A 12,937-nucleotide genomic window follows, 5' to 3' on the forward strand; every position below is an offset into this window, starting at 1 on the left:
GATAAATTAAGGGGTTGTTTATTAAAAATAGATATAGGTATTAAATTTATTTAATATGTTAAGTCTAATGATTGTATTTATTAATTATAGTAATTTAGCTATTTAAAATAACTGTTTTTTTATTCTAAAATATCACATTACAATGAAAAATTAGCGAACAATAGTAGGTTCAATCGCATAACCGAATATTAGTTTTTTTTAGGCTAATTTAGTATACTTGCTATAACTTTCTTAATTTGGTTCGATTTTGTGCGTTTAAATTCTAGTCAGCAACAAGCAGTAGAGTACGTTTCGGGTCCTTGCTTAGTCCTCGCGGGAGCTGGGTCAGGCAAAACTCGCGTCATTATTAATAAAATTGCCTATTTAATTCAAGTTAAAGAGTATCAACCAAGGCATATCTTCGCCGTAACATTTACCAATAAAGCTGCACGAGAAATGAAAGAGAGGATAGCACAAACCTTAGGCAGAAAAGAGACCCGGGGATTAAAAATTTCAACTTTTCATACGCTCGGTTTAGATATTATACGCAAAGAGCACAAGCAATTAGGCATAAAAAGTAATTTTTCATTATTTGATGATCAAGATCAGTTAGCTTTATTGAAAGAGTTAACAGAGCAATGGTTTGATGGCGACAAAGACTTACTTAATCAATTGCGCAGTGCAATCTCTAACTGGAAAAATGATCTTGTTGATGCAACGATTGCGATGGCAAAAGCGCAAGGTAAAAAGGAGCAACTATTCGCTCACTGCTATCAACTTTATGAACAGCAACAAAAAGCATGCGGTATTTTGGATTTTGATGATCTCATTTTATTACCGACGTTATTATTAAAGCAGAATGAAGAGGTACGTGATAAATGGCAAAATCGAGTTCGTTATTTATTAGTCGATGAATATCAAGATACCAATACAAGCCAATACGAATTGATTAAATTATTGGTTGGACATAAGGGTAAATTTACGGTTGTGGGTGATGATGATCAATCTATTTATTCTTGGCGAGGGGCAAGACCACAAAATTTGATTTTGCTTAATGAAGATTTTGCAAACCTTAATGTTATAAAACTGGAGCAAAATTACCGTTCTTCTGGGCGAATTTTGAAAGCAGCTAATATTTTAATTGAAAATAATCCCCATATTTTTACGAAAACACTTCATTCTGAGCTAGGCTATGGTGAACATTTAAATGTGATAAGCGCTAATAATGAAGAAGATGAAGCAGAAAAAGTAATTAATGATTTAATCGGTCATCGTTTTGCTAATAATTGTCGTTATGGCGATTATGCCATTTTATATCGCGGTAACCATCAATCGCGATTATTTGAAAAAATGCTAATGCAAAATAGGATCCCTTATAAAATATCTGGTAGCACTTCCTTTTTCTCTCGTACTGAAATTAAGGATATGATGGCTTATTTGCGATTATTGGTTAACCTTGACGATGATAATGCGTTTATTCGCATAATTAATACACCAAAACGAGAAATAGGCCCGGTGACATTACAAAAATTAGGTCAATTAGCGGAGAAAAAATCATTAAGCCTATTTAAAACGGCATTTGATATTGAGTTAACTGAAATATTACCCCCTAAGCGATTTGAGTCGTTACACCGTTTTATTTATTGGTTTAAGCAACTATATGATAATACGGAAAAAGACCCGATGGCAGCAGTTTATGAGCTAATGCATGGTATCGATTATGAAAGCTGGCTATACGAAACATCTCCGTCACCAACGGCAGCGCAAATGAGGATGAAGAATGTTGAACAGTTAATAAGCTGGCTTAATGACATGATGAAAGGTGATGATATTGACGAACCTGTGACATTAGAACAAGCGGTTATGCGCTTTACCTTACGCGATATGCTTGAGCGTAATGAGAGTGAAGACGAACAAGATGAAGTGCAGTTAATGACGTTACATGCATCAAAAGGGTTAGAATTTCCCTATGTGTATCTAATCGGTATGGCTGAAGGATTATTGCCACATCAAGTGAGCATTGACGAAGACAATATTGAAGAGGAAAGACGCCTTGCGTACGTAGGAATTACCCGCGCTCAGCAGTTACTTACATTCTCATATAGTACTGAACGCAAACAATATGGTGATGTTAGCACTTTAGAGCCGAGTCGATTTTTATTTGAATTGCCACAAGATGATCTTAATTGGAATGTTAAAAAACAGCAGACATCAGAGCAGAGGCTAGAGCAAGGCAAAAACCGCTTAGCGATGATTAAAGCTCAGTTAGCAAAAGCAAAGTCAGAGTCCTAATCATAATTAAAATATCATTATTTTATTTAAAAATGTGGTCTATTAATTTTTGCATTATCTTAAGCAGCAAGTAATATGAATGCATTAAAACAATCACCATAATAATAAAAAGACCCCCAGTAATTGGTTGTCCAACTATTGGGGGTCACTTAAAATTGGCGCTTTTTTTATTAGCTAGTTGCTCTCTTTTTTCGGTTTAGGAGAACAAGGTAGTACAACTTTATTTTTATGCTTGGTAAACACTTTAGTCACAAAGACGAAGAATAATGGTACATAGAAAATAGCTAAGAATGTAGCTGTTAACATGCCGCCGATTACTCCTGTACCTACCGCATTTTGGCTAGCAGAGCCTGCACCACCATTAATTGCTAGTGGTAGCACACCTAGTATAAAGGCAAATGATGTCATTAAAATTGGCCGCAAGCGTAGACGACACGCTTCAAGTGTCGCGTCAATTAACGATTTGCCTTCTTTTTCAAGCGCATCTTTAGCAAACTCTACAATTAGAATTGCATTTTTCGCAGCAAGTCCCATGGTTGTTAACAACCCAACAATAAAGTAAACATCATTAGATAAACCACGAATCATGGTAGCATAGATGGTTCCTACTATTCCCACCGGAATAATAAATAGAATAGAGATAGGAACAGTCCAGCTTTCATATAATGCGGCTAAAGATAAAAATACAACAATAATAGAAATCAGATAAAGTGTTGTAGTTTGTGATCCCGTTTGCTGTTCTTGGTAAGAAATACCTGTCCATTCATAGGTAAACCCTTTAGGTAAACTCTTAGATAGTTCTGCCATAGCCGCCATTGCTTGACCTGAGCTTTGCCCTGGTACTGCAGAACCACTGATGCCCATTGCTGCTGAACCATTATAACGTACCAATGACGGTGAGCCATACGTTTTTGATGTTGTCGCAAATGAGTCAAACGGTACCATTTCACCACTACTATTTTTTACATGCCAGTAACTAAAATCATTAGGTAACATACGATAAGGTGCGGCGCCTTGTACATAGACTTTTTTAACTCTATTGTTATAGATGAAGTCGTCAATATAAGACGAACCTAGGCTAGTTGATAACACCGTATTGATTGAAGAAATCGATGTGCCTAGCGCTTGTGCTTTTTCGAAGTCAACATTGATTTTATATTGTGGTACATCTAACATACCAGCAGGTCGAACTTGAGTTAAATTAGGGTTTTGTGCCGCAGCAGCTAGCATTTGATAAAATGCTGCCATTAAAGCATCATGCCCTGCTGCACCACTATCTTTTAGCATATAGGAGAAACCATTAGCTAAGCCTAAAGCTGGAACCGCTGGAATATTTAATGCAAAGCTACGAGCCTCGGTAATGGTTGATAAAAAGCGGTTAGCGTTGCCAACAATATACTCGACGGATTGATCTTTAGCTGTACGTACACTCCAATCTTTCAGTTTAATAAAGCCAAGCCCCATGTTTTGTCCACGGCCCATCATACTAAATCCTGCGACTGTAAAGACTTCTTCAACTGATTTTGAGTGCTGGGTTCTAAAGTAGACTTCCGCTTTATCTAATACTGTTTGTGTTTCTGGTAACGTTGAACCTGGCGGCAGTTCAGTCATAATGATGATAACCCCTTGGTCTTCATCAGGTAAGAATGCCGTCGGTAATTTATTAAAGCCAAATAGTAAGGCAATAATGATTAATGCATAGCTAACAAAACTAATTAATGGGTATTTGATAACTTTAATTACACCTTTTTCATACAAATGCAGGCTACGAGCAAACACAGCATCAAAACCAACAAAGAATTTAGCTAATAATGAACCAAGCCAAGCAAATGGCTGTAGTTTAGCAATACGCTGTGTTAAAGTCTGTTTTTGATTTCTAAATTTTGATGGTGCTTTTAAGATTTGTACGCATAGTGCTGGTGTTAAAACGATCGCCATTAAAACCGATAATGCCATTGAGGTCACGATAGTGATAGAAAACTGCTTATAAATTCCTCCAGCAGCACCACCATAGAACGCCATTGGCACAAACACGGCAGATAATACTACAGCAATACCGACTAACGCCGATGTAATTTGCTGCATTGATTTTACGGTTGCATCATAAGGCGATAATCCTTCATCATGCATGATACGCTCAACGTTTTCGATAACAACGATTGCATCATCTACCAATAAGCCAATCGCAAGGACTAACGCGAACATTGATAGCGTATTAATCGTGAACCCTAGAATATACAACACTGCAAAGGTGCCCAGTAACACAACTGGCACGGTGATTGTTGGGATTAACGTTGATCTAAAATTTTGTAAGAAAACATACATTACAATAACAACTAATACAATTGCTTCAATTAACGTATCAACTACGTTTTCAATCGATAATTCAACAAACTTAGTCGTGTCATAAGGATATTTAAACTGGATATCATCAGGGAATATCGACGACAATTCTTCGAGTTTTGCATCAACCGCATTTGATGTTTCAAGTTGGTTTGCGCCTGTTGCCAAATAGATGGCTAAACCAGCTGAAGGTAACCCATCATAGCGAGATTGGAAGTTATAATCAGCAGAGCCTAACTCAATATCAGCAACATCACTTAGTAATATTTTTGAACCATCAGTATTGACTCGCACCAACACATTTTTAAATTGATCGACCGTTTTTAATCGAGATTGAGCCGTGATTGTTGCATTAAGCTCTTGCCCTTTAGTTGCTGGTAATGAACCTAATTGCCCCGCTGTAACTTGTGCATTTTGTGCCTGAATTGCACCAGTAACATCAGTTGTTGCTAACTTATAATAAGTCATTTTATTTGGGTCAAGCCATATACGCATAGCATACTCTGAACCAAATAATGTGGTATCACCGACACCTTGGACCCGTCGAATTGGATCTTGTACGGTGGAATAAATAAAGTCAGCAATATCAGTTTGTGTTTTATCTGGATTAGTCGAATAGAATCCGATAACTTTTAAGAAGTTAGTATTATTTTTAGCAACAGAGATCCCGTTTTTTTGTACACTTTCAGGTAATCGAGCTTTAACACTCTCTACTTTATTTAATACCTGAACTTGTGCAAAGTCAGGATCGGTACCTGGTGCAAATGTTAAAGTTGTTTGTACAATCCCTTGTGAGCTACTAGTGGATTGCATATAAATTAAGTTATCAATCCCCGTTAAATTTTGCTCAATTAATTGAGTCACCGTATTATTAATCGTTTCCGCGTCAGCACCAGGATATGATGCCGTAACGGTTACGGCAGGGGGAGCAATATCTGGATATTGCTCAACTGCAAGTAGTTTAATGCCAAGCAAACCGCCTAGCATCATCATTATTGCAATTACCCAAGCAAAGACTGGGCGATCTATAAAAAACTTAGCCATTATTTAAGAACTCCGATTCTTACTTAACGTTATTTTCAATCATTTCATCTAGTTGTGCTTGAGACAATGTAGTTGGCTCTGCAACAAGATTAGCGAATATTTTCGCATCAGTAGCTCCTGGTCTCACGCTAGTTAAGTTCAGCAGTCCACTCACTACTACTTTCTCATTAGCACTAATCCCACCTGTTACGATCCAATAGCCTGAAATACCAGAATAAACTTGAATATTATTGCGCTTTTCAAAGTAATAAAAAGTCTTGTCCTTTTTATCGCTTTGTTTTTGTGCTTGAATAATTTTTTGTGCTTCAACTTTTGCTTCTTTTTCAGCATCTTTTAATGCTTCTGAATTATTTTTATCATATTTAATTAATCCATGAGCAAGTAAAGCTTTACTGATTATATCTAGCGCTTTGTCTTCTGGTACAGGAACTGCAACAATTGTCGTATAATTACCTGCCTGATCACTCGTAATCCCTTTTTGTGGGACTAAAATAGCTTCTTTAATATTACCTAATGTCAAAAGTGGTTTTAAGAACATGCCCGGTAAAAGTTGCGCATCAGGATTGGCAAACGAAGCTCGTAGTACGACGGTGCCCGTTGTTTCACTAACGTTTTTATCTGAGAATATAATGTTACCATCGGATGAGTATTTTGAACCATCATTGAAAAATATTTCTACTTTTCCATCTGGAGTATAAACTTTATTACGTTGTTGCTCATTTTTCTCAAAAATTGATACTGATTGCGTCATATCAACATAGATTGGATCAATTTTTTGCACTATCGCCATTGCTGTTGATTGTGCCGCTGAGACTAATGCGCCTTCGGTAACATTTGATTTACCAATATAGCCATCAATTGGTGAGTGTACTTCGGTGTAGTTTAGATTAACTTTTGCAGTATTCAAATTTGCTTTAGCTACAGCTACTGCCGCATTTGTTTGTTGATAATCTGCAACCGCCTTGTCATAGTCTTGTTGGCTGATTGATTTTTTTGCTAATAAATCTTTATAACGAGTTAAGGTTAAATTTGAAAGTTTCGCACTCGCCTCTGCACTAGCGACATTGGCAACCGCGCTATCGTAGTTAGCTTGGTATAGTGCTGGGTCTATTTGATAAAGAGACTGGCCTTCAGTTACGTTACTACTTTCCTCAAATTCTCTTTTTAAAATAATACCGCTAACTTGTGGCCTAATTTCCGCTATTTGTGAAGCGATTACACGGGCAGGTAATGCCACTTTTATTGTATAATCCAAAGGACTTGTTTCGAAGGCAGTAACATTTACCGATGGAAGTTTAACTAGTTGTTCATTAGATTTTTGGCTATCACAGGCAGTCAACAGTAAACTACAGCCCAAAGTTACTGCTAACGTGATAGGGGATAATGCTTTTTTTAATTTCATATAAAAATAACCTCGGTAAAATCAACAATGCTTATATCTACTTATTGGTTAATTCAATAAATAAATTTTTTTTCAAATAGGGTAGAATTCTACAGAAATTTAAATTTTAATGTAAGAGTCAATTGTAACGATAGCACAGAGTACTAAAAATAAAAAAGCTTAACTCAATTTGATATTGGCTAAATAAGTTAAGTTTAATAAGGTCATTACTTTTTATTTATGTAATAATATTTGCTTGTTTTACTACAATAGAGTCATGCATTGCTTGAGTATTTATGTTTAAATACAGTAATATAGTAACATTAAATTAATACAGAGATTGGTATTATGGATAACTTACGTGTTGTGCTTATTATTATTGCGTCTTTGGTAATAATCGCACTATTAATTCATGGATTTTGGATTAATAAGAAGGAACGTTCATCTATTTTTGATGCATCAAAAGGTAAAAAAAATAATAAAGATAGTTTTATTCATTCAGATCATCAACTTGATGATGGTTTTTTAGATGGTGTTAGTCCGGTTAGAGTTATTTCTACTAAAAATAAGAGTGATACCGAGCTAAAAATCGATTTATCTGATGCTGAAAATGCTGATTTTAACCCAATCCAGCAAGATTTTTTTGTTGATGAAGAACCCGCGTATAAATTTAAAGAAAACTTAGTTGAGACAATAGCTACTGATAATTCAAATAAACCAGCCGACCCTAACACAACGCTTGATGAACAAATAAAAATTGATGAATATTCGCCTCCATCCGATCAAACGGCTTTTATGCAGCCCGAAGTTAAAAAAATTGACAAAACAGATGTATTAATTTTGCATATTGTCGGTCTTAATGATGGGCTCATTAGTGGGGATTCACTATTAAGTAGCATTGTTCAATCAGGCTTTCAATTTGGCGAAATGCAAATTTTTCATCGTCATTTAGATCCAGCAGGTAATGGACCCGTTTTATTTAGTTTAGCAAATATGCTTAAACCAGGAACACTCGATCCAGAAACCATGCATGAGTTCACTACTCCCGGCATTTCAATTTTTATGATGGTTCCATCTTATGGTAATTCAGCACAAAATTTTAAATTGATGTTGCAATCAGCTCAAAGAATCGCTGATGATGTTAACGGAGTTGTGCTTGATGATAATCGTCACATGCTTACCCCGCAAAAAATAGATAGTTATAAGAGCCGAATCAAAGCTGTCACTCAAGAATAATCTGGTTGTATAAACCAGATTTTATTATATCGCCATCAGATGATTAAATGAGTTTTAGATGAATACTACAAACACACCTACCAACATTGAAAATCAAATAACCAATTTACGGCAAATTATTCGCCAGCATGAATATCAGTATTATGTATTAGATGATCCTAAAATTCCCGATGCCGAATATGATAAGTTGATGACTAATCTTAAGGTGCTAGAGCAAAATCACCCAGAGTACATTACACCTCAATCACCAACGCAACGGGTCGGAGGTATGGCGTTAAGTCAATTCAAAACGATTAAGCATGAAATCTCGATGCTCTCGTTAGACAACGTGTTTGATCAAGATAGTTTTGTTGCCTTTGACAAACGTGTACGCGAGCGTGCTAATTTGGGTGACGATAATGTTGAATATTGCTGTGAGCTAAAATTGGACGGTTTAGCGGTAAGCTTATTATACGAAAATGGGCAATTTGTTCGTGCTGCAACACGTGGTGATGGTAGCGTTGGTGAGGATATTAGTGAAAACATTAAAACAATTCGAGCGATCCCGCTAACGTTAATTGGCGATAATATTCCTGTAAGGCTGGAAGTCCGTGGTGAGGTATTTATGACTCATCAAGGCTTTAATAAGTTGAATCAAGACGCTGAGAAACGCGGAGACAAAATTTTTGCTAATCCACGTAATGCCGCGGCGGGGTCATTACGGCAACTAGATCCTAAGGTAACCGCTAAAAGGCAGCTCGCTTTTTATTGTTATGGGATGGGTATTTTTGAAGGCAATGCGCTACCAGATACCCACTATGGGCGTTTAATGCAGTTTAAAAAATGGGGATTTCCCGTTAGTGATAAAGTTACCATTGAGAGCGGCTTTAATAAAGCGATCGAATATTTTAATAATATTGAACAACAAAGAATGTCATTAGATTTTGATATTGATGGTGTGGTTATTAAAGTTAATTCAGTTGCATTACAACAACAATTAGGGTTTGTTGCAAGAGCGCCTCGTTGGGCAACCGCATTTAAATTTCCCGCACAAGAACAAGTGACCCAATTGCGTAAAGTTGACTTCCAAGTTGGCAGAACCGGTGCGATTACTCCAGTTGCTAGATTAGAACCCGTACAAGTGGCGGGTGTTATCGTCAGTAATGCAACGCTACATAATAGCGATGAAATTGAACGATTGGGGATTCGTGAAGGAGACTATGTGACTATTCGCCGCGCAGGTGATGTCATCCCTAAAGTTGTCGCTGTGATGTTTGATAGACGGCCAAAAGAGACTCAAGCGATTCATTTTCCTACGCATTGCCCAATTTGTAATTCCATCATTGTTCGAGATGAAGGTGAGGCAATTTCTCGTTGTTCTGGTGGACTTTTTTGCCCAGCACAGCGTAAAGAAGCATTAAAACATTTTGTATCAAGGAAAGCGCTCGATATTACGGGTTTAGGCGATCGCATTATTGAACAGCTTGTTGATAAGGAGTATGTCAAAAATCCAGTTGATCTTTATTCTTTAACGTTACCAATGCTATGTTCACTGGATAAAGTGGGTGAAAAACTAGCAACAAATTTACTTAACTCTCTACAAGCGACTAAAGAGACAACATTGGCTCGTTTTATCTATGCGCTTGGGATCCCTCACGTCGGTGAAGTTACTGCCGAAAATTTAGCCAATGAGCTTGGTACGCTGAGTAATATTCGACAAAGTAATGCTGAACAGCTACAAAATGTGAGTGATGTTGGTGAAGTCATCGCATTAAGTATTGTTAATTTCTTTAAAGAACCCCATAATCAGTACATTATCGATGAGCTAATTAGTGAAAAAATTGCTATTCACTGGCAGCAAAACATGCTCAAAGAGAGTGTCATTGACAGTATTTTTAAAGATAAAATCATTGTTTTGACAGGGTCGCTATCCTCAATGAGCCGTGATGAAGCAAAAGATAAACTTAAGCAACTTGGCGCAAAAATTACTGGCAGTGTGTCAAAAAATACCGATATTGTTATTGCCGGCGAAGCTGCTGGTTCCAAATTGACTAAAGCAGAACAACTCAATATTCAAGTTATCGACGAACAAACAATGTTAGATTATTTCGCTCAGGCTGTTATTTGACGGGAGAAAACATGCCATTACTTGATAGTTTTAAAGTTGATCATACAAAAATGAATGCGCCTTTTGTTCGCGTTGCAAAAATTATGCAAACGCCAAAAGGCGATGTTATCACAGTATTTGACCTTCGTTTTACGATACCAAATAAAGCGCAATTGCCTGAAAAAGGTATTCATACACTTGAACATCTATTTGCTGGCTTTATGCGCGATCATTTAAACGCAAATGATATTGAAATTATTGATATTTCGCCAATGGGATGTCGCACTGGATTTTATATGAGTTTAATTGGACGGCCGGACGAACGACGAGTTGTCGATAGTTGGTTATCTGCAATGCATGATATCATGTTAGTACAAACTCAAAATGATATTCCAGAGCTTAATCAATACCAATGTGGTTCATATAAAATGCATTCACTGGTTGAAGCAAAAGTTATTGCTAGCTCAATTATTCAGTCTGGAATTCAAGTATGCCATAACAGTGATATCACATTGGCTGATGAGCAAATTGCTGATATTAATTGTACTGCTCGTTAACTATCATAAAAAGGAGAGATAAAGTGCCAAATGTTATTATTGATTTTTTAGAAGGTAGAAGTGTTGAACAAAAAAGGGAAATGGCTAAGCGGGTAACTCAGGCGATAGTTGAAACCCTAGACTGCCCGTCAGAAGCTGTTCAAATTATTATGCATGAGATCTCTACACAGCACATTGCTAACGGTGGTGTTTTACGCTGTGATAGTAAAAAAGAGTGAATATTATAATAGGGCTGCTTAGCCCTATTACTGAATGAGATTAAAAATCTAGTTCATCCCACCATATATCGATCAGTTGTCCAATTTTAACATCGCTAACACCATTGCTATTTAACCAATCGCCTACAATTTTGCGGTGTTCTTCTGTGCAATTACCTAGCTTTTGAGTACATACAATACCTTGCCAGTTTAAATAACCACTGCCTTCATAGGCTAAGCCATTAGGCTCAATTACTTCACGAATAAACTGATCAACAGCTTTATCTAGGTTTTCTTCACCAATCGCTTTATCAAAAGACCAACTGACAGTAAAACCTAATTCTTTAAATTCTTCAATATGTAATTTTTTTCTTAAACGTCGACTACGATTAACCATAGCATTATCCTTTTTAACTTGATTCAATGATAGTGGATTATTTTATCACTTTTTTGTTTGGTCGTTGGGTTATTTTTTGTTTTGGCGCCGCTTTTATGTGTGGGTTTACAGCAAAACCATTTGTTGTCATTTCTGGGATCGATGTTTTTATTAATTTTTCTATTGCTTTTAGTTGTGGTAGTTCATCAATACAAACAAGAGAAACAGCTTGGCCGCTATTTTGGGCTCTACCCGTTCGACCGATGCGGTGAACATAATCTTCCGCAACTTGTGGTAAGTCATAATTAACCACATAAGGCAAGAGTTCTATATCTAATCCTCGCGCGGCAATATCAGTAGCGACGAGAGCCTTTATTTGCCCTGTTTTAAAATCAGCTAAGGCTTTTGTCCTTGCTCCTTGGCTTTTATTGCCATGAATTGCTGATGTTTTTATGCCATCTTTAGTCAGTTGTTCTGCTAAATGGTTGGCACCATACTTCGTTCGGGTAAAAATTAGAACCTGTTGCCATTGATTTTTTCCGATTAAATAAGAAAGTAATTCTCGTTTACGGCTTTTATCGACACGATGAACATACTGTTTAATTTGTTCTGCAGTGCTATTTTCTTTTGCAACCGTAATCACTGCCGGTTCATGTAAAATTGTTTGTGATAGCGCTTTTATCTCATTGGAGAAGGTGGCAGAAAACAGCAAATTTTGTCGTTTTTTAGGTAATCTAGATATTATACGCTTAATATCATGAATAAATCCCATATCTAACATACGATCTGCTTCGTCTAACACTAAGACTTTGACGGTTGATAAATCAACAGCATTTTTTTGTGCTAAATCGAGTAATCGTCCAGGAGTGGCAACCAAAATATCAACACCGCCTCGTAGTTTGAGCATTTGAGGGTTAATACTCACCCCGCCAAATACTACCAAGGAACGAATGGTTAAATAACGGCTATAATCGCGAATATTATTGCCAATTTGTGCAGCAAGCTCACGAGTTGGCGCTAATATTAAGGTATGTAATGGTCGCCTGCTTTTTTTACTGGCATCATGTTTATTGGTTATATTTTGTGACTCCGCCAATTTTTGTAAAATAGGTAGCGCAAATCCAGCTGTTTTGCCTGTACCCGTTTGAGCGCTTGCGATTAAATCTTGTCCAGAAAGGACAATAGGGATAGCTTGTTGCTGAATAGGGGTTGGGGTGGTAAAGTTTTGTTCTTGAAGCGCTTTCAAAATCTCGGTCGCTAAACCAAGTGAATCAAATGACATTAAATTATTCCTGTTAGATCTAAAAATTAAGACTTTGAATTGATTATAAATCAATTTTACAATATTTACCTGAGTATTTAGCTGTTTCAGTGATAAATTCAGTAAGAGTGCTTTTTAATAAGCTTATTTGCTACAGGTTATAATAAATATTGATTAACGAGCTG

9 protein-coding genes are annotated in these 12,937 nt (G+C 36.7%); 5 read left to right on the forward strand and 4 right to left on the reverse strand.

Annotated features, from left to right (window positions below; translation table 11 throughout):
- The first annotated feature begins 249 nt into the window (after positions 1-249).
- The gene (rep, locus tag RHO12_00075) at positions 250-2,271 is read left to right on the forward strand and encodes a DNA helicase Rep (protein ID WVD66187.1); all 2,022 of its coding nucleotides are present in this window, start codon (positions 250-252) and stop codon (positions 2,269-2,271) included.
- A 174-nt stretch (positions 2,272-2,445) separates the two neighbouring features.
- On the opposite strand, the gene RHO12_00080 is transcribed toward rep, so the two are convergent.
- Both RHO12_00080 and RHO12_00085 read right to left on the reverse strand, forming a co-directional pair.
- Complete coding sequence (locus tag RHO12_00080; protein WVD66188.1) at positions 2,446-5,658, reverse strand: efflux RND transporter permease subunit; 3,213 nt, start codon at positions 5,656-5,658, stop codon at positions 2,446-2,448.
- Positions 5,659-5,677: 19 nt separating this feature from the next.
- Complete coding sequence (locus RHO12_00085; GenBank protein WVD66189.1) at positions 5,678-7,060, reverse strand: efflux RND transporter periplasmic adaptor subunit; 1,383 nt, start codon at positions 7,058-7,060, stop codon at positions 5,678-5,680.
- A 327-nt stretch (positions 7,061-7,387) separates the two neighbouring features.
- Here RHO12_00085 and zipA point away from each other — a divergent pair, with 327 nt between their 5' ends.
- Genes zipA through RHO12_00105 form a run of 4 tightly spaced genes read left to right on the forward strand, consistent with a single transcriptional unit; the run spans position 7,388 to position 11,136 of the window.
- Entirely contained in the window at positions 7,388-8,275 is an 888-nt protein-coding gene (gene zipA, locus RHO12_00090; protein ID WVD66190.1) for a cell division protein ZipA, read from the forward strand.
- 58 nt (positions 8,276-8,333) lie between these two features.
- The gene (ligA, locus tag RHO12_00095; GenBank protein WVD66191.1) at positions 8,334-10,382 is read left to right on the forward strand and encodes an NAD-dependent DNA ligase LigA; all 2,049 of its coding nucleotides are present in this window, start codon (positions 8,334-8,336) and stop codon (positions 10,380-10,382) included.
- A gap of 11 nt (positions 10,383-10,393) precedes the next feature.
- Positions 10,394-10,918 carry an S-ribosylhomocysteine lyase gene (luxS, locus tag RHO12_00100; GenBank protein ID WVD66192.1) on the forward strand — a complete coding sequence of 175 codons (525 nt, stop codon included), beginning with the start codon at positions 10,394-10,396 and terminating at the stop codon, positions 10,916-10,918.
- A gap of 23 nt (positions 10,919-10,941) precedes the next feature.
- Positions 10,942-11,136, forward strand: a complete 195-nt coding sequence (locus RHO12_00105) for a 2-hydroxymuconate tautomerase (GenBank protein ID WVD66193.1) — start codon at positions 10,942-10,944, stop codon at positions 11,134-11,136.
- A gap of 40 nt (positions 11,137-11,176) precedes the next feature.
- Here RHO12_00105 and RHO12_00110 read toward each other — a convergent pair whose 3' ends face one another.
- Positions 11,177-11,512, reverse strand: coding sequence for a YggL family protein (locus tag RHO12_00110; protein ID WVD66194.1), 336 nt, complete (start codon positions 11,510-11,512; stop codon positions 11,177-11,179).
- 37 nt (positions 11,513-11,549) lie between these two features.
- Positions 11,550-12,773 (reverse strand): DEAD/DEAH box helicase, encoded by a 1,224-nt coding sequence (locus RHO12_00115; protein WVD66195.1) that lies wholly within the window; start codon positions 12,771-12,773, stop codon positions 11,550-11,552.
- Positions 12,774-12,937 lie beyond the last annotated feature (164 nt).

The organism is Orbaceae bacterium lpD02 (assembly GCA_036251875.1).
Taxonomy (GTDB): domain Bacteria; phylum Pseudomonadota; class Gammaproteobacteria; order Enterobacterales; family Orbaceae; genus Orbus; species Orbus sturtevantii.